General features: G+C 64.8%; 19 protein-coding genes. 17 read left to right on the forward strand and 2 right to left on the reverse strand.

Annotated elements, in window-relative coordinates; genetic code table 11:
• The first annotated feature begins 289 nt into the window (after nt 1–289).
• From hemF to M9H71_RS22760, 3 genes are all read left to right on the forward strand, one after another.
• Entirely contained in the window at nt 290–1,204 is a 915-nt protein-coding gene (hemF, locus tag M9H71_RS22750; protein ID WP_455407150.1) for an oxygen-dependent coproporphyrinogen oxidase, read from the forward strand.
• 70 nt (nt 1,205–1,274) lie between these two features.
• Nucleotides 1,275–1,406: a hypothetical protein gene (locus M9H71_RS22755; protein ID WP_455407151.1), complete on the forward strand. Its 132-nt coding sequence runs from the start codon at nt 1,275–1,277 to the stop codon at nt 1,404–1,406.
• On the forward strand, nt 1,406–1,555 hold the full coding sequence (locus tag M9H71_RS22760) for a hypothetical protein (protein WP_455407152.1): 150 nt from the start codon (nt 1,406–1,408) through the stop codon (nt 1,553–1,555). Before M9H71_RS22755 ends, M9H71_RS22760 begins: the two co-directional genes overlap by 1 nt.
• A gap of 58 nt (nt 1,556–1,613) precedes the next feature.
• Here the strand turns inward: M9H71_RS22760 and M9H71_RS22765 are convergent, their stop codons facing one another.
• Both M9H71_RS22765 and crtD read right to left on the reverse strand, forming a co-directional pair.
• Entirely contained in the window at nt 1,614–2,567 is a 954-nt protein-coding gene (locus tag M9H71_RS22765) for a carotenoid 1,2-hydratase (protein WP_455407153.1), read from the reverse strand.
• 4 nt (nt 2,568–2,571) lie between these two features.
• Entirely contained in the window at nt 2,572–4,131 is a 1,560-nt protein-coding gene (gene crtD / locus M9H71_RS22770; RefSeq protein ID WP_455407154.1) for a 1-hydroxycarotenoid 3,4-desaturase CrtD, read from the reverse strand.
• 120 nt (nt 4,132–4,251) lie between these two features.
• Between crtD and M9H71_RS22775 the strand changes: the two genes are divergently transcribed.
• The 14 genes from M9H71_RS22775 to M9H71_RS22840 all read left to right on the forward strand — a co-directional run bounded on the left by M9H71_RS22775 (nt 4,252) and on the right by M9H71_RS22840 (nt 18,082).
• Nucleotides 4,252–5,118 (forward strand): polyprenyl synthetase family protein, encoded by an 867-nt coding sequence (locus M9H71_RS22775; protein ID WP_455407155.1) that lies wholly within the window; start codon nt 4,252–4,254, stop codon nt 5,116–5,118.
• Between the two features lie 49 nt (nt 5,119–5,167).
• A complete protein-coding gene (locus M9H71_RS22780) occupies nt 5,168–6,289 on the forward strand; it encodes a methyltransferase (RefSeq protein ID WP_455407156.1) in 1,122 nt (373 codons plus the stop codon).
• Between the two features lie 88 nt (nt 6,290–6,377).
• On the forward strand, nt 6,378–7,316 hold the full coding sequence (bchC, locus tag M9H71_RS22785; protein WP_455407157.1) for a chlorophyll synthesis pathway protein BchC: 939 nt from the start codon (nt 6,378–6,380) through the stop codon (nt 7,314–7,316).
• Nucleotides 7,316–8,314, forward strand: a complete 999-nt coding sequence (locus M9H71_RS22790) for a chlorophyllide a reductase iron protein subunit X (RefSeq protein ID WP_455407158.1) — start codon at nt 7,316–7,318, stop codon at nt 8,312–8,314. Before bchC ends, M9H71_RS22790 begins: the two co-directional genes overlap by 1 nt.
• Nucleotides 8,315–8,337: 23 nt before the next feature.
• A complete protein-coding gene (gene bchY, locus M9H71_RS22795) occupies nt 8,338–9,927 on the forward strand; it encodes a chlorophyllide a reductase subunit Y (protein WP_455407159.1) in 1,590 nt (529 codons plus the stop codon).
• Nucleotides 9,927–11,375, forward strand: a complete 1,449-nt coding sequence (bchZ, locus tag M9H71_RS22800) for a chlorophyllide a reductase subunit Z (protein WP_455407160.1) — start codon at nt 9,927–9,929, stop codon at nt 11,373–11,375. The genes bchY and bchZ overlap by 1 nt, the downstream gene beginning before the upstream one ends.
• A gap of 77 nt (nt 11,376–11,452) precedes the next feature.
• Nucleotides 11,453–11,677 (forward strand): hypothetical protein, encoded by a 225-nt coding sequence (locus M9H71_RS22805; RefSeq protein WP_455407161.1) that lies wholly within the window; start codon nt 11,453–11,455, stop codon nt 11,675–11,677.
• Nucleotides 11,678–11,830: 153 nt separating this feature from the next.
• Complete coding sequence (gene pufB, locus M9H71_RS22810; protein WP_011157086.1) at nt 11,831–12,028, forward strand: light-harvesting antenna LH1, beta subunit; 198 nt, start codon at nt 11,831–11,833, stop codon at nt 12,026–12,028.
• Nucleotides 12,029–12,043: 15 nt separating this feature from the next.
• A complete protein-coding gene (pufA, locus tag M9H71_RS22815; RefSeq protein WP_011157087.1) occupies nt 12,044–12,235 on the forward strand; it encodes a light-harvesting antenna LH1, alpha subunit in 192 nt (63 codons plus the stop codon).
• A gap of 131 nt (nt 12,236–12,366) precedes the next feature.
• Complete coding sequence (pufL, locus tag M9H71_RS22820) at nt 12,367–13,200, forward strand: photosynthetic reaction center subunit L (protein ID WP_455407162.1); 834 nt, start codon at nt 12,367–12,369, stop codon at nt 13,198–13,200.
• A 27-nt stretch (nt 13,201–13,227) separates the two neighbouring features.
• Nucleotides 13,228–14,151, forward strand: a complete 924-nt coding sequence (pufM, locus tag M9H71_RS22825) for a photosynthetic reaction center subunit M (RefSeq protein WP_455407163.1) — start codon at nt 13,228–13,230, stop codon at nt 14,149–14,151.
• 286 nt (nt 14,152–14,437) lie between these two features.
• A complete protein-coding gene (gene ppsR, locus M9H71_RS22830) occupies nt 14,438–15,871 on the forward strand; it encodes a transcriptional regulator PpsR (protein ID WP_455407164.1) in 1,434 nt (477 codons plus the stop codon).
• Nucleotides 15,864–16,757, forward strand: coding sequence for a chlorophyll synthase ChlG (gene chlG, locus M9H71_RS22835; protein ID WP_455407165.1), 894 nt, complete (start codon nt 15,864–15,866; stop codon nt 16,755–16,757). Before ppsR ends, chlG begins: the two co-directional genes overlap by 8 nt.
• A 2-nt stretch (nt 16,758–16,759) precedes the next feature.
• On the forward strand, nt 16,760–18,082 hold the full coding sequence (locus M9H71_RS22840) for a BCD family MFS transporter (RefSeq protein WP_455407166.1): 1,323 nt from the start codon (nt 16,760–16,762) through the stop codon (nt 18,080–18,082).
• Nucleotide 18,083: the final 1 nt, after the last annotated feature.

The following is an 18,083-nucleotide window of genomic DNA, read 5'->3' on the forward strand; positions in this document are numbered from 1 at the left end:
TCTCCGGGCTGAACACTTGTCCCGGCCATCCACGCCTTTCTTGCTGTTTCGCTGCAAGACGTGGATGCCCGGCACAAGGCCGGGCATGACGGGTTGAAACGAAAGTGCTTGATTTCATTGTCCGCATTTCCAGTCGGGCTCTGTGGATGCCGCGTAGCGGCCGTCGCGAAAGGATGGGCCGCGAGCGATACGACCTCGGCACGGTTCAAACGCAACTGATTTGCAAAATCTCTCGAAGCCGCCACACTGCCGTGATACCGATGCTGACCTTGTGCAACGGATCACGACCATGACCATCGATACCGACCTCGAACGCTCTCCCGAAACTTCGCAACACGCCGCCGTTGAGGCTCGCCGGACCGCGGCGCGAGCCTGGTTCGAGGGACTACGTGACAGGATCTGCGCCGAGATCGAAACGCTGGAGCGCGAGGCGCCGACCGAGCTGTTTGCCGGCGAGCCGGCGACATTCACCTACAAGCCCTGGCAACGCAAGACAGGCTCCGGCGGCGGGGTCGGCGGCTTTCTGTCGAACGGGCGTCTGTTCGAGAAGATCGGCATTCACACGTCTTCGGCCAACGGCAGGCTGACTCAGGAGATGGCCAGGAATTTGCCGGGCGACGGTGTCAGCCTGGACTACGTCTCGACCAGCATCAGCCTGATCATGCATCCGCGCAGTCCGCGGGTGCCGACCGTGCATATGAACACACGGTTTCTGTCGACGTCGCAGGGTTGGTTCGGCGGCGGCGCCGATCTGACGCCGATGCTGCCGGAGCAGCGCAGCCAGCAGGCCGAGGACGCGGTGACGTTCCACGCGGCGATGAAGCGTGCCTGCGACGCCCACGATCCGGCCTACTATGACAAGTTCAAGCCGTGGGCGGATACCTACTTCTTCCTGCCGCATCGCGGCGTCGCCCGCGGCGTCGGCGGGATCTTCTTCGATCATCTCGACAGCGGTGATTTCGATCGAGACTTCGCCTTCGCCCGCGAGGTCGGCTCGGCCCTGCTCGACGTCTATCCGAAGATTGTGCGCAAGCGCATGGTCGAGCCGTGGACAGATGAGGAGCGGGCGCAGCAGCTCGCCTGCCGCGGCCTCTATGTCGAGTTCAATCTGCTGTACGATCGCGGCACGATGTTCGGTCTGCAGACCGGCGGCAACACCGAGACGATCATGAGCTCGATGCCGCCGCTGGTGAGCTGGAGCTGATCTGCCCTGCGCGGCGCGGGTGCGGACCAGAGCTGGCTGTCGCCCACGCATCGGATTGCGGAGGTTGGTGATGGAACAGTACTACGGTCTGATCGAGCTGGTCGCGGTGTTCGGCTGTCTGGTCGTCGGCTGGCTGGTGCTGGAGCGCCAAGGCAAGCGCCTCGACCGCGCCCGCGCCGAACGCGACAAGGCCGACCCGTGATGAACAGCGACAGCGCCTTTAACTACTTCGAGATCCTGATGCTCGGCATGTTCGCCGCCGGCTGGGCCGTGCTCGAATGGCAGGGCCGGCGGCTGGACCGGAAGCGGGAGGCGGAGAAGGGAAAGATCAATACGTCTTCTGACGAATGATAGTCGTCGTGGCCGGGCTTGTCCCGGCCATGACGTGGGAAGGGCGTTAGTTGCGGCGCTACCTCCGCCGCGGCATCCGGAATGGCAGCATGGCTTGTACGACCGGCATGCGGAAGCGGTCGAGTGACAGGCTTTCGTGCATCAGCGTCACCTTCTCGCCGAGCAGCGTCGTCTCCACCATCGAGCGGGCGTAGAACGGGGTGTCTTCCAGGGTGCGGACGAGTTTCACATCGGTCTCGCTGCGGGCGCTGCGGTCGACCTTCCAGCCCGAGCGCGGCAGCGGCAGCAGTTGCGGCGGGGTGAACTCCTGCTTGTGGCCTGCGGCGTCGAACGTCACGGCGAGGTCGACCCGGCTGCCGTCGCGGCGCTCGGCTTCGTACAGGATCACGGTCTTGTCGCGCATCGCGCCGCGCGCCCATTCCCAATGCCGGAAGCCAGTCTCGATCGGTTCGTCGCCGGCATTGCTGTCGAGATAGCCTTCGCCCTGCCAGGACAGGTTGGGTCGCCGCAGATCGACCTCGACGCGCGCACGCGGCGCGATCGGCCACCAGCGGTGATTGCCCTGCGGATTGAGGACGAAGAAGTCCTTGGTGATCGCCAGCGGCGTCACCCGCACCCGGCCCTCGATCCGTCCCGGCACCGGCGCGCCGGTTTCGCGGATGTTGATGGTCAGCGTGTTACCGTTCCAGCCGAGATCGCTCGGCCCGATCAGGAACGCGTTGACGTTGCGCGCCACGCGCCCGCGTCCGCGCTCGGTCATGGTCCAGCGCTTGCCGGCCTGATGATACAGCGCCACGTTGATGGCGCAGTGGTCGAGCGGATCGGCGGGCGCACGGCGCCGTGCGAACGCGTAGTACGGCGAGAACACACTGCCGATGAAGGCGATGATGGTCAGCCCTTCGCGGCCGTCATCGCTGATCGCGTCGACGTACCACCAGGCGTAGCCGTTGCGTGGAACATCGGCATTGAATCCGGCGCGGCGTTCGTCGGTTTCGTTAGGCCAGGCAATCATAATCTCACGTCGTCTTGGCAGAGGCGGGGCGTAGCGCAGGCTTCGCACCCGCCGGGTTGGCTTCTAGGTCGGCGAACAAGGTCGCCGCGGCGGCGCGGCCCGACAGGGCGGCCATCGGCACGCCGGGACCCGGATGGGTGCTGCCGCCGGCTAGGTACAGGCCGGGGATCCTTGTACGCGCTCCGGGACGTTCGAACGAGGCGCTCCAGCCGTGCGAGGCGCGACCATACAGCGCGCCGCCGGTCGCCGGAAACAACCGATTGAAATCGGCCGGCGTGGTCACCTGCGTCTTGCTCGCGTCGGCATCGATCCGCAGGCCGCAGCGCTGCAGCACGCCGAAGGCGCGCTCGGCGGCGCGGTCGATCTCGCCTTGATCGAACGCCTTGCGATCGCCGACCGGCGGAGCGTTGATCAGCACCAGCAGTTCCTCTTCGCCGCTGGCGTCGAGACGAGCCTCGTCGTCGATGCGGTCCTGCGCGCAGACATACACCGTCGGTTCGTTCGGCACTTCGCCGCGGCCGAAGATCTCGGTGAATTCGCGGGGATAATCCCGCGAGAAGAACACCGAATGGCGGCTCAACGGAAATCCTTCGGTCCTGGCCACCATGCTCCAGGTGATGGCGGACAGCGATCGCAGACGCGGCGCGAGCGGTGCGACCGCCGAGCGCACCGCTTCGCCGAACAGTCCCGCTGGCAGCGCGCCGACATCGGCATTGACGATCACCGAATGTGCGTCGATCCGCTCGCCGCTGTCCAGGATCACGCCGGCGGCGCGGCCGCCCGACACCATCACTTCGCGCACGCTTTGCTCATAGCGAATCGTCGCGCCGAACCGGGCCGCGCAGTCCGCCAGCGCTCGCGCCAGCGCGTGCATGCCGCCGTCGATGATCCACACGCCTTCGTGTTCGACATGCGCGACCAGCATCAGGGTCGCGGGTGCATCGAACGGCGACGATCCGCAATAGGTCGCATAGCGGCCGAACAGTTGCCGCATCCGCGGATCGTGGAAGTAATCGCCGAGCGCTTTCCACATCGTGGTGAAGGGACGGATCTTGCGCAGCTCGAGCAGGCCGCCGAGCCCGCCGGCGGTCGCGAGCTTCGGCAGGCTCGGCGCGGTGGCGCGGAGGAACGGCTTTTCCAGAATCTCGTAGATGTGCCGGCTGTCGGCGCAGAACTGCCGATACCGCTTCGCTTCAGCAGCGCCGGCGAACGCGCCGATCGCATCGGCCGAGCGCGCCTCGTCGGCGAACAGATCGAGATGCAGGGTGTCGTCCCAGGCGTGGCGCGCCAGCACCGACAAAGGTCGTAGGTGGACATGGTCGGAGAAATTCAGGCCGGCTCCGGCGAATAGCTCCTCGAACACCCAACGCATCGTGAACACGGTCGGGCCGCTGTCGATCCGCGCCGGCCCGATCGCGACTTCTCGCATCTTGCCGCCGGGGCTAGCGGCGCGTTCGAGCACCGTGACGTCGAAGCCGCGTGCGGCCAGGGCCAGCGCAGACGTCAGTCCCGCGACGCCTGCGCCGATCACTACGACGCGATTCCTCGCGGTCTGATCCCGCATCCGCTTTCTCACTCCGGCTTAGCTGTCTTTGAGCCATATCATTGACAGGTGTCCATAATAACTTACAGTTTCGCATGACAAGTTAAATTGACACTTGTGCCTCAGCGCGGGAGTGTGGCCATGGATGTGACCAATCGGATCGAGCGTGCTCTGACGGAAGCGCTCAATCAGGCCGACATGGCCGGATGCCCGCCGCGGCTCGCGGCGGCGATGCGGAGCGCGGTGTTCCCGCGCGGCGCGCGAGTCCGGCCCCGGCTTTGCCACAGCGTGGCGCTCGCCTGCGGCGAAGACAATCCGGGCATTACCGAAGCTGCCGGTGCTGCGCTCGAATTGATGCACTGCGCCTCGCTGATCCACGACGATCTGCCGTGCTTCGATGGCGCCGACCTGCGTCGCGGCCGTCCTTCGGTGCACAAGGCATTCGGCGAACCGCTCGCGGTGCTTGCCGGTGACGCGATGATCGTGCTCGCGTTCCAGACCATCGCACGGGCCGAAGGTCCGGCAGACCGGCTGCTCAAGCTGACCCAACTCATCGGCAGCGCGGTCGGTGTGCCATTCGGTATCGTTGCCGGTCAGGCCTGGGAATGTGAGACCGAAATCAATCTCGCCCATTATCACCGCTCCAAGACCGGCGCGCTGTTCGTCGCCGCGACCGCGATGGGTGCGGCTTCGGCCGGTTCCGATCCGGAGCCGTGGCGGATGGTCGGCGAGAAGATCGGCGAGGCCTATCAGGTCGCCGACGATCTGCGTGACGCCGCCGCCGATGTCGAGGAAATCGGCAAGCCGGTCGGCCAGGACATCGCCCACGATCGCCCCAGCGCGGTGCGCGAGATGGGTATCGACGGCGCGATCTACCACCTGAAGTCGCTGGTGCGCGGCGCCGTCGAGGCGATGCCGGACTGCACCAATGGCAACGAGCTGCGGTCGCTGATCATGTCGGAAGCGACGCGTCTGGTGCCGGCGAAGCTCGCCGCCACTGCGGCCTAATGCATCCGCCGGCGTGGCCCTGGTGGCCCGCCGGTGGTAGCAGAACCGAATGGTCCCCTTGAGCCTGCGTGACCGGCTGCTCGGCTGGCGCGATTCGATCCTGTCGAATCCGCGGTTTCAGCGCTTTGCTGCGGTGTTTCCGCTGATGCGCCCGGTCGCGCGCAGCCGCGCCGTGGCGATGTTCGATCTGGTGGCCGGCTTCGTCTATTCGCAGATCCTGCTGGCCTGCGTGCAGCTTCGGCTGCTCGACGTGGTCGCCGAACGTCCGGCTACCGCCGAAGACCTCGCCGCGCGGTTGTCGCTGCCGGTCGAGTCGATGCGGATGCTGCTCGACGGCGCGGTCGCGCTCAAGTTGCTTCAGATGCGCAGCCAATCCCGCTACGGCCTCGGCCAGCTCGGCGCTGAGCTGCGCGGGAATCGGGGCGTGCTCGCGCTCGTGGAGCATCACGCGATGCTGTATCGGGATCTCGCCGATCCGGTGGCGCTGCTGCGCGCGCCGCGCGGCGGGGGCGAGCTCGCCGCTTATTGGGCCTATGTGCGGGGCGAGCGCCCGGGCGAGCTGCCGGCCGAGGCGATCACGTCCTACACCGCGCTGATGGCGGCTTCGCAGCCGATGATCGTGCGCGAGGTGCTGCACGTCTATTCGTTTAGCGATCATCGCTGCCTGCTCGATGTCGGCGGCGGCGACGGCTCGTTCCTGTCGGCGGTGGCGGCGCAAGCCCCGCAGCTCCGCTGCATGCTGTTCGATCTGCCGGCGGTCGCCGAAAAAGCCACGGCCCGGTTCGAGGCGAATGGACTGGCGGCCAGGGCGACGGCAGTGGGCGGGAGCTTTACGACCGACCCGCTTCCCGAAGGGGCCGACATCGTCTCGCTCATCAGGGTGATTCACGATCACGACGACGAGGTCGTCGAGGCCTTGCTGCGCGCCGTGCACAAGGCTTTGCCAGACAACGGAAAATTGCTGATCGCCGAGCCGATCGCCGGGCTTCCCGGCACCGCCGCGATCTCCGACGCCTATTTCGCCTTCTACCTTTACGCCATGGGCTCCGGGAAAGCCCGGAGCTTCCCTCGGCTGCAGGCGATGCTGGAGAGTGCAGGCTTCTCCCAGGTCGTGTTGCATCCGGTTCCGATGCCGTTGGTTGCCTCCGTAATTACCGCCTCCAAACGGTAGTTGTGTTAATCTGGCTTGACACTGTGATCCGTCAGTTTAGCATGACACTCGGCGGCAGAGCTCTGCCGTTCGGAATTTGGAGTAGGCGATGGACGCCATCGCGGTCGTACTCAAGCAGCCACAACAGGTCGAACTCAGTCGCTTGAGCCTCACGGCGCCGACTGACGACGACATCGTTGTCGATGTTGCCTGGAGTGGCGTCAGCACCGGCACGGAGCGGCTGTTGTGGTCGGGCCGGATGCCGCAATTCCCCGGAATGGGTTACCCGCTGGTCCCCGGCTACGAGTCGGTCGGCGAGGTCGTGGAGGCCGGATCGGCCACCGATCTGAAGCCGGGACAGATGGTGTTCGTGCCGGGTGCGAAGTGCTTCGGTGAAGTGCGCGGCCTGTTCGGTGCGTCGGCGTCGCGGCTGGTGGTGCCGGCCAAGCGCGTGGTGCCGCTGGATTCGAAGCTCGGCGAGCGTGGTATTATGATTGCGCTTGCGGCGACCGCCTATCACGCCATTGCGGCGCGCGGTGCGACGCCGCCCGACTGTATCGTCGGTCACGGCGTGCTCGGCCGGCTGCTGGCGCGGATTTCGATCGCGCTCGGCAATCCGCCGCCGGTGGTGTGGGAGAAAAACCCGATCCGCGCCGGTGGTGCCGAAGGTTATGCGGTGATCGATCCCGCGGCCGACGAGCGCCGCGACTATCGTAGCATCTACGATGTCAGCGGCGATCCGAAATTACTCGACACTTTGATCTCGCGCATCGCGGCCACCGGCGAGATCGTGCTCGCTGGATTTTACAGCGAGCCGCTGTCGTTCTCGTTTCCGCCCGCGTTCATGCGTGAAGCACGCATTCGCGTCGCGGCGGAATGGCAGCCGCCGGACATCGGCGCCACCAAGGCGCTGATCGACAGCGGAAAGCTCTCGCTCGATGGACTTATCACGCACCACCAGGAGGCGGCGTCGGCTCCCGACGCCTATCGGATCGCTTTCGAAGACCCTGCCTGCCTCAAAATGGTACTGAACTGGAGACCGAGCTGATGAACGTCGTTCCGCAGATTAGCCTGCAAGACGCACAACTCCGGGCCGAGGCGTCGATTGAACCCGATGCCCCGGTGACGACTCCCGTCACCAAAGAAACCCAGATCATTGCGATCTACGGCAAAGGCGGTATCGGCAAGAGCTTCACGCTCGCCAACCTGTCTTACATGATGGCGCAGCAGGGCAAGAAAGTCCTGCTGATCGGCTGCGACCCGAAGAGCGACACCACGTCGCTGCTGTTCGGTGGCAAGGCGACCCCGACCATCATCGAAACCTCGTCGAAGAAAAAGCTCGCCGGCGAAGAAGTTTCGATCAGCGACGTCTGCTTCAAGCGCGACGGCGTGTTCGCGATGGAGCTCGGCGGCCCGGAAGTCGGTCGCGGCTGCGGCGGTCGCGGCATCATCCACGGCTTCGAGACGCTCGAGAAGCTCGGATTCCACGAATGGGGATTCGACTACGTGCTGCTCGACTTCCTCGGTGACGTGGTGTGCGGCGGCTTCGGTCTGCCGATCGCCCGCGACATGTGCCAGAAGGTGATCATCGTCGGCTCCAACGACCTGCAATCGCTGTACGTCGCCAACAACGTCTGCTCGGCGGTCGAATATTTCCGCAAGCTCGGCGGCAATGTCGGCGTCGCCGGCATGGTGATCAACAAGGACGACGGCACCGGTGAGGCGCAGGCCTTCGCCGCGGCCGCCGGGATCCCGGTTCTGTCGGCGATTCCCGCCGACGAGGGCATCCGCCGCAAGAGCGCCAATTACGAAATCGTCGGCTTGCCGGACGGGCAGTGGGGTCCGCTGTTCGCGACGCTCGCCGAGAACGTCGCCACCGCGCCGCCGGTGCGGCCGAAGCCGCTGACCCAGGACGGCCTGCTCGGCCTGTTCTCCAGCGACGTCACGGGTCGCGACGTCGTGCTCGAGCCGGCGACGATGGAAGACATGTGCGGTGCTGCGGTGCTGAACAAGCCGTCGCTCGAAGTGATCTACGACGAGGTCTGAGATCGGGTGATCGGGAGTTCGTCATGAGTGTCATGTCTCGTTATTCCGGCCCCATCGCCGGATCGATCGGCGACGATGCGGCGGATTTCTCCGTCGACACCGATGCGCCCGCGATCAACGAAGCCGCGACCAAGACCGACGGGCTCGGCTGCCACGCCGGCGCGGCCGAGATGAAGGCCGCGGCCGAGGCCGCCGGCAAGAGCGAAGTGCTGGAGCGCTACGCCGCTGATTACCCGAAGGGGCCGCACGATCAGCCGCAAAGCATGTGCCCGGCGTTCGGGAGCTTGCGCGTCGGACTGCGGATGCGGCGGACCGCGACGGTGCTGTCCGGTTCGGCTTGCTGCGTGTACGGCCTGACCTTCGTGTCGCATTTCTACGGTGCACGCCGCACCGTCGGCTACGTGCCGTTCTCGTCGGAGACCCTGGTCACCGGCAAGCTGTTCGAAGACATCCGCGAGGCGGTCTACAAGCTCGCCGATCCGGCGCAGTTCGACACCATCATCATCACCAATCTCTGCGTGCCGACTGCCTCCGGCGTGCCGCTCGATCTTCTGCCGAAGGAGATCAACGGCGTTCGCATCATCGGCATCGACGTGCCGGGCTTCGGCGTGCCGACTCATGCCGAGGCCAAGGACGTGTTGTCCGGCGCGATGCTGGAATACGCCCGCAAGGAAGCCGAGCAGGGGCCGGTGCAGGCGCCGCGCGGCGGACGCAGCGAGCGCCCGACGGTGACGCTGCTCGGTGAGATGTTCCCGGCCGATCCGGTCGGTATCAATCTGATGCTCGATCCGCTCGGTCTTGCCGTGGGTCCGGTGGTGCCGACCCGCGAGTGGCGCGAGCTCTATGCGGCGCTCGATTGCCAGGTGGTCGCGGCGATTCATCCGTTCTACAAGTCGTGTATCCGTCAGTTCGAGCTCGCCGGCCGCAAGGTCGTGGGCTCCGCCCCGGTCGGCCACGACGGCACCGAAGCGTGGCTCGAAGCGATCGGCACGGCGTGCAACGTCGAGCGTGCCAAGATCGACGCGGCCAAGAACCGCTTCCTGCCGGCGATCAAGGCGGCTCTGGCTCAGAAGCAGATCAATGCCCGCATCACCGTATCCGGCTACGAAGGCTCCGAGCTGCTGGTCGCACGACTACTGATCGAGAGCGGCGCGACCGTGCCGTATGTCGGCACTGCAGTGCCGCGCACGCCGTGGTCGGATCCGGATCGTGAGTGGCTCGAAGCCAAGGGCGTGCGGGTGCAGTTCCGCGCTTCGCTCGAACAGGACTACGCCGCGGTCGACGAATTCATGCCGGATCTGGCGATCGGCACCACCCCGGTGGTGCAGAAGGCCAAGACGATGTCGATCCCGGCCTTGTACTTCACCAACCTGATCTCGGCGCGGCCGCTGTTCGGTCCCGCCGGTGCCGGCTCGCTGGCGCAGGTGATCAACGCCGCGCTCGGCAACAAGGCGCGATTCGACGAGATGAAAGAGTTCTTTGGCGAGGTCGGGCAGGGCTATGCCGCCGGTGTCTGGGAAGACACGCCGAAGGACGTTCCGGCCTTTCGCGAGAAGTACAAGAAGCAGATCGAAGCCGCAGCCAAGAAGCGCAAGGCGGAGGAGATGATCTGATGCTCGTCCTCGATCACGATCGCGCCGGCGGCTATTGGGGCGCAGTTTACGCCTTCACCGCGGTGAAGGGTCTGCAGGTGATCATCGACGGTCCGGTCGGTTGCGAGAACCTGCCGGTGACCTCGGTGCTGCATTACACCGACGCTCTGCCGCCGCACGAACTGCCGATCGTCGTCACCGGCCTCGGCGAAGAAGAACTCGGCAAGCTCGGCACCGAAGGCGCGATGAAGCGCGCGCATCGCGCGCTCGATCCATATCAGCCGGCGGTGGTGGTGACCGGTTCGATCGCCGAGATGATCGGCGGCGGTGTCACCCCCGAGGGCACCGGCATCAAGCGCTTTCTGCCGCGCACCATCGACGAAGATCAATGGCAGAGCGCCGACCGCGCGATCTCCTGGCTGTGGAAGGAATACGGCCCGAAGAAGATCCCGGAACGCAAGCGCAAGGACGGCGAGAAGCCGCGCGTCAACATCATCGGGCCGATCTACGGCACCTTCAACATGCCGTCCGATCTCGCCGAGATCCGCCGGCTGATCGAAGGCATCGGCGCCGACGTCAACATGGTGTTTCCGCTCGGAACGCATCTGTCCGACATTCCGAAATTGGTGAATGCCGACGTCAACGTCTGCATGTACCGCGAGTTCGGTCGGCTGCTGTGCGAGTCGCTGGAGCGGCCCTACCTGCAGGCGCCGATCGGGCTGCATTCGACCACGCGTTTCCTGCGCAAGCTCGGCGAACTGACCGGCCTCGATCCGGAGCCGTTCATCGAGCGCGAGAAGAACACCACGATCAAGCCGCTGTGGGATCTGTGGCGATCGGTGACCCAGGATTTCTTCGGCACCGCCAGCTTCGCGATCGTCGCGACCGATACTTATGCTCGCGGCGTGCGTCATTTCCTCGAGGACGAGCTGGGGCTGCCGTGCAGCTTCGCGATCTCGCGCAAGGTCGGGGCGAAGACGGACAACGAGGCGGTGCGTGCGGCGATTCGTCAGACGCCGCCGCTGATCATGTTCGGCAGCTACAACGAAAGAATGTACTTGGCCGAGAACGGCGGTCGGGCGGTCTACATCCCGGCGTCGTTCCCCGGCGCGGTGATTCGCCGTCACACCGGTACGCCTTTCATGGGGTATTCGGGCGCGACTTACTTGGTGCAGGAAGTCTGCAACGCGCTGTTCGATGCGCTTTTCAACATTCTGCCGCTCGGCACCGACCTCGATCGCGTCGATCCGACGCCTGCGCGCCGGCACGAAGAATTGTTGTGGAGCGACGAGGCCAAGGCGCTGCTCGACGAAGTGCTGGAAGCGCATCCGGTGTTGGTGCGGATTTCGGCTGCAAAACGCCTGCGTGACGCCGCTGAAAACAGCGCGCGCCGTGCCGGACAGGAAAAAGTCACGACCGAATTCGTCAGTAAAGCGCGTGCGGCGCTGCTCGACGGTCAATCGGTGTAACGATGATTTGAGCTAGAACAATGCGCTTCACAATGTCGCGACCAATTATGAGCAATCCAAGAGTGAGGAGATGATCGATGTCCGACTTAGTCCACACCGGCCGTCGCTCGAGGGTTCTTCCGGATAGCGCCGCGTTCGAGAGTCGAGCGATGTTTGGTGCTTGCTATGCGCTGTTCTTGACCCGCGCGATCGTCACGCGGGCGATGCCCTGGCGCAAGAAGTCCGGACAGCAAGAATCGGTGTTCAGCGAGGCGCACAACGCAGCGAGCGTTCTGGTGACCTCGTCGTTCATGGGAATGTAATTCGGAGATTTCGTCCGGCCTCCGCCGGACGGAAGGCTGCCGTTTTGGAGACGAAACGGTAAATCGCTGTCGTTTCGGAAACGATACGGCAATCGTAGCCGCCCTCGCTCGGGCGGCGTGTCGGCCGAAAGGCCATCACTAGGAGGTGACCAAATGAGTGACGGTTCCATCTCGGGACTTTCCGAAGCGGAAGCCAAGGAATTCCACTCGATCTTCGTGACCAGCTTCTTCCTCTTCATCGTCGTTGCGGTTGTCGCTCACATCCTCGCCTGGATGTGGCGTCCGTGGCTGCCCAAAGCGACCGGCTACGCGATGGACAGCGTGCATCAACTGACTTCGTTCCTGTGCTAAGGGGAGACGACTACTATGTGGCGAATTTGGCTTCTGTTTGATCCGCGTCGCGCGCTGGTCCTGCTGTTCGTGTTCCTGTTCGGCCTGGCCATCATCATCCACTTCATCCTGCTGAGCACCAGCCGGTTCAACTGGCTCGATGGTCCGCGTGCGGCGAAGGCGGCGTCGATCTCGCTGCCGTTCACTCCGCCGAGCATGCCGGTCTAATGGCGTGACTCACTGCTTGCCGGAAGGGAAGGGAAACGGACCGATCTGCCGGGCCCAACCCCTTCCGGGAAGCGACATGGACTGGACGACGACGATGGATTTTCCCTGGCTCGCACGCGGAGGAACGATCGATGGCAATGCTCAGCTTTGAGAAGAAATACCGCGTTCGTGGCGGAACGCTAATCGGGGGCGACCTGTTCGATTTTTGGGTTGGCCCGTTCTACGTTGGGATCTTCGGGGTCATGACCGTGTTCTTCACGCTGATCGGCGTTGCGCTGATCATGTGGAACACCGCGCTCGGCCCCACCTGGAATCTCTGGCAGATCAGCGTCAACCCGCCGGACGCTAAGTACGGTCTGGGATTTGCGCCGCTCGCCGAGGGCGGCATTTGGCAGTGGGTGAGCATTTGCGCGACCGGCGCGTTCGTCACCTGGGCGCTGCGTGAAGTCGAAATCTGCCGCAAGCTCGGCATTGGCTACCACGTTCCGTTCGCTTTCAGCTTCGCCATCTTTGCTTACGTCACGCTGGTGGTGATCCGTCCGGTCCTGATGGGCTCCTGGAGCTACGGCTTCCCCTACGGCATCTTCACGCATCTCGATTGGGTGTCGAACACCGGCTACGCCTACGGCCAGTTCCACTACAATCCCGCGCACATGATCGCGATCACGTTCTTCTTCACCACCTGTCTGGCGCTCGCGCTGCATGGCGGCTTGGTGCTGTCGGCGCTCAATCCCGACCGTGGCGAACCCGTGAAGTCTCCGGAGCACGAGAATACCGTGTTCCGCGATCTCGTCGGCTACTCGATTGGTACCATCGGCATTCACCGCCTCGGTCTGTTCCTGGCGTTGTCGGCCGTGTTCTTCAGCGCGGTCTGCATGATCCTCAGCGGTCCGGTGCTGGCAGAAGGTGGTTCGTGGCCCGATTGGTGGAATTGGTGGCGCAACCTGCCGATCTGGAATTCGTAATTCAACCGGTCACAAGAGAGTCTTGTCATGGCCCAATACCAGAACATCTTCACGCAGGTCCAGGTTGAGGGACCTGCCTATGCGGGGGTGCCGCTACGACCCGGCAGCTCACCCCGCGAGACCAAGACCATCTTCTACTATTGGCTTGGTAAGCTCGGTGACGCTCAGATCGGCCCTGTCTATCTCGGCTTCACCGGTGTCTGCTCGCTGCTGTGTGGCTTTGTTGCGATCGAAATCATCGGTCTCAACATGCTGGCGTCGGTGGACTGGAGCCCGATCGAATTCCTGCGCCAGTTCTGCTGGCTGGCTCTCGAGCCGCCGAAGCCGGAATACGGTCTGAGCATTCCGCCGCTGAAGGAAGGTGGCTGGTGGTTGATGGCCGGCTTCTTCCTGACCGTGTCGATCATGCTGTGGTGGGTTCGCACCTACCGCCGTGCTCGGGCGCTCGGCATGGGCACCCACATTGCGTGGGCCTTCGCGTCCGCGATCCTGCTGTACCTGGCGCTCGGCTTCATTCAGCCGGTGTTGATGGGCACCTGGAGCGAAGCGCCGCCGTTCGGTGTATTCCCGCACCTCGACTGGACCAACAACTTCTCGATCAAGTACGGCAACCTCTACTACAACCCCTTCCACTGTCTCTCGATCGCCTTCCTGTATGGTTCGGCTCTGCTGTTCGCCATGCACGGTGCGACCATCCTGGCCGTGAGCCGCTACGGCGGCGAGCGGGAAATCGAGCAGATGCTGGACCGTGGTACCGCACTTGAACGCGCTGCTCTGTTCTGGCGCTGGACGATGGGCTTCAACGCCACTGCCGAATCGATCCATCGCTGGGCGTGGTGGTTTGCGGTGCTCTGCCCGCTGACCGGTGCCATCGGCATCATCCTGACCGGTCCGGTTGTCGACAACTGGTTCGATTGGGGCGTGAAGCACGGCCTGGCGCCGCCGCGGTAAACACAACCGCACGTCTATCCGAGCCAATGATGCGCGCGCCTGATGGTATAAATCCGATCAGGCGCGCGTTGCTGCTTTCAGCTTCCGGTAAAGACATCGCTTGGTGGTGGTTTTGTACCGCTGACTGGTGACGAAGGAAGCGACCTGCTGTAAACGAAGCGCCTCCAACTCCGCCCGAGAGGCCCAAAGAACAGCCTAGAAGACTGCCAACAACAACAGGGCTCGACTTGTAAGGACGCAGACGTCGGAGTGCAGGACGAGTTCTCGCTGGAGGATGTTTGCCCTGGTGCAAGTGTTCAAATCTCCGAAGGAGTCGCTGGGGGATCTCGGCGCCCAGTCCGCTGCAAAGCTTATTGCCGCTGCGACCGATGTCGCGTTGGTGGTCGATGCGCAGGGCGTGATCCGAGACACGGCGTTCAACAAAGACGAACTGGCGCACGAGCTCGATCGCCAGGGGCGGTGGCTCGGGTCGCGACTGATCGATATCGTCACGTCCGATACTCAGCCGAAGATCCGCGAATTGCTGCTCGACGCCACGTTGCGTGATGCGCCGATCTGGCGACAGGTCAACCATCCCTCGCCGAACGGCGACGACATCCCCGTGCTGTATTCGGCGATCAATTTCGGGCGAGACGACCGCATGCTGGTGGTCGGTCGTGATCTGCGTCAACTCGCGACGATGCAGCAGCGGCTAATCAACGCCCAGCAATCGATGGAGCGCGACTACATCCGGCTGCGGCACGCCGAGACGCGATACCGGCTGCTGTTCCAAGTGTCGTCGGAAGCAGTGATGATCGTGGATGCGACCAGCGAACTGATTGTGGATGCCAATCCGGCGACGCTCGCGCTGTTCGATACCAGCGCGCCGCAGGCGTTGAATGCGCCCGTGCTCGGCTTCGTGAGCGGCGCCGATCAGCAGACCGTTCTGAGCCTGTTTGCCGAAGTCCGCTCCAGCGGCCGTGACGGCCGGGCCCGCATCAAGCTCGCCGATGGCGCGCGCGAGTGCGAGTTGTCGGCATCGCTGTTCCGTCAGGAGAACGCCTCGCTGTTCCTGGTGCGGCTGACGCCTTACGGCGCGTCGCCCGAACTCGGTGGCGCCAAGGCGACGTCGCTGCTGGTGAAGTATTTCGAATCCGCCGCCGACGCGCTGGCGGTCACTCAATATGACGGCCGCGTCGTGCGCGCCAATCTGGCGTTCCTGGAAATGGCGCAGCTCGGCAGTGCCGAGCAGGCGCGCGGCGAACTGCTCGATCGCTGGCTCGGCCGCACCGGCGTCGATTTGTCGGTGGCGCTCGCCAACCTGCGGCAAAGCGGCGCGATCAAGCTGTTCGCCACCGTTCTGCGCGGTGAGTATGGTGCGGTTGCGGAGGTTGAAGTCTCCGCGGTGGCGCTCAAGGACGTCGAAGACAAGCCGTGCTTCGGCTTTGCGATCCGCAACGTCGAAAAGCGGCTGACGACTGCAACGACATCGAAGCGCGAACTGCCACGCTCGGTGGCACAGCTCACCGAGCTGATCGGCCGGGTGCCGCTCCGCGATCTGGTGCGCGAGACCACCGACGTGATCGAGAAGCTGTCGATCGAAGCGGCGCTGGAGCTGACAGGAGACAACCGCGCCTCTGCCGCCGACATGCTCGGACTGAGCCGGCAGAGCCTGTACGTCAAGTTGCGCCGCTACGGTCTGGCCGAACACGCGCCGGAAGGAGACGGAGTCGATGAGTAATAGTGTGGCGCTGCGTCCGGCGCCCTCCGCGGTGCTCGAGGTGTTGCACCCGATCACCTGGTTTCCGCCAATGTGGGCGTTCGCCTGCGGCGTGGTCTCTGCCGGTGTGCCGATCTCGAGCCGCTGGATGGAAGTGATCGCCGGCATCGTGCTGTGCGGCCCGCTGCTGGTCGCCACCAGTCAGGTGGTCAACGACTGGTTCGATCGCGACGTCGACGCGATCAACGAGCCGAACCGGCCGATTCCGTCCGGGCGCATCCCGGGGCGGTGGGGATTGTATCTGTCGTTCCTGTGGACCGCGGCCTCGCTGCTGCTGGCGAGCCTGCTTGGCGCCTGGGTGTTCGGCGCCGCCGTGCTCGGGCTGGTGCTCGCCTGGATGTACTCGATGCCGCCGTTCCGGCTGAAGCAGAACGGCTGGCTCGGCAACGCCGCCTGCGCCATCACCTATGAGGGCTTCGCCTGGTTCACCGGCGCCGCGGTGATGCTCGCCGGGCTGCCGCCGTGGTGGATCGTGACGCTCGCGCTGCTCTACAGCGCCGGCGCCCACGGCATCATGACGCTCAACGACTTCAAATCGATCGAGGGCGACATCAAGACCGGTGTCGGTTCGCTGCCGGTCAAGCTCGGCGTTGACAACGCCGCCCGGGTGCTCTGTGCCGTGATGGCGATCCCGCAGGTGATCGTGGTGGCGCTGCTGCTGTCGTGGGATCGGCCGATCCAGGCCGGCATCGTCGGCTTCGTCCTCGCCGTCCAACTCGCCTTGATGGTGCGGTTTCTGCGCTCGCCGGTCGAGCGCGCCACCTGGTTCTCGGGCCTCGGCGTCGCGCTGTATGTTTCCGGCATGATGGCCAGCGCCGTCGCCGTTTCATCGTTCGGAGCAGCTTGATCATGATGCGCCCACTGTCTTGGCTCGGCATTGCTCGGATGGGGCTGGTGCAGACCGGCCTCGGCGCGATCGTCGTGCTGACCACCTCGACGCTGAACCGAGTGATGGTGGTGGAGCTGGCGCTGCCGGCGATGTTGCCCGGTGCATTGGTGGCGATCCACTACGCGCTGCAGGTGTTCCGCCCGGCCTGGGGGCACGGCTCGGACCGCGGCGCGCGCCGCACGCCGTGGATCATCGGCGGCATGGCGGTGCTGGCGCTCGGCGGTTTCCTGGCTGCCTGCGCCACCGCGCTGATGACGGTGCAACCGTTGGCCGGCACGGCGCTGGCGATCGTCGCGTTCTGTCTGATCGGCGGAGGTGTCGGCGCGGCCGGCACATCGCTGCTGGTGCTGCTCGCCAAGCGGGTCGATGAAAAGCGCCGCGCTGCGGCGGCGACCATCGTCTGGGTGATGATGATTGCTGGCTTCATCGTCACCACGGCGATCGCCGGGCATCTGCTCGATCCGTTCTCGCCGCAGCGGCTGGTCGCGGTGTCGGGCGGTGTCTCGCTGATCGCAATGGTGCTGACCTTGATCGGCGTCTGGGGTGTCGAGGGCCGTGTCGCCGCGGCGCAGGTCGTCAAGCCGGCGATACAGCAGGAATCGTTCCGCAAGGCGTTCGCGGACGTCTGGCATGAGCCGCAGGCGCGGCGCTTCGCAATCTTCGTGTTCGTGTCGATGCTGGCCTACAGCGCGCAGGATCTGATCCTGGAGCCGTTCGCCGGCGCGGTGTTCGGGTTCACGCCGGGCGAGACCACCAAATTGTCCAGCATGCAGCACGGCGGCACGCTGATCGGCATGGCGATGGTGCCGATCATCGGTGCGCTGTTTCCGAAGTCGCGCGGCAATCTGCAGCTGTGGACGATCGGTGGCTGCATCGCCTCCGCGATCGCGCTGCTCGGGTTGTCGTCGGCCGCCATCATCGGTCCGTCTTGGCCTCTGCGCTCCACCGTATTCATGCTCGGCGTCACCAACGGCGCCTATGCGGTCGCGGCGATCGGCTCGATGATGGAGCTGGTCGGCGCCGGCGGCGAGCATCGCGAAGGCGTGCGGATGGGGCTGTGGGGCGCGGCGCAGGCGATCGCGTTCGGCATCGGCGGCTTCATCGGCACGCTGGCGAGCGACCTGGCGCGCCTGATCCTGGGGGCACCAGCCTTGTCCTATGCCGTGGTGTTCGCCGCGGAAGCCGGTTTGTTCCTGGTGTCGGCGGCGATGGCGGTGTGGGTCCATCGTGCGCAGAACCGCCGTGAAGTCGATATGTCCAATGCAGCAGTGGCCGGAGGTTGAG

The organism is Rhodopseudomonas parapalustris (genome assembly GCF_053772255.1).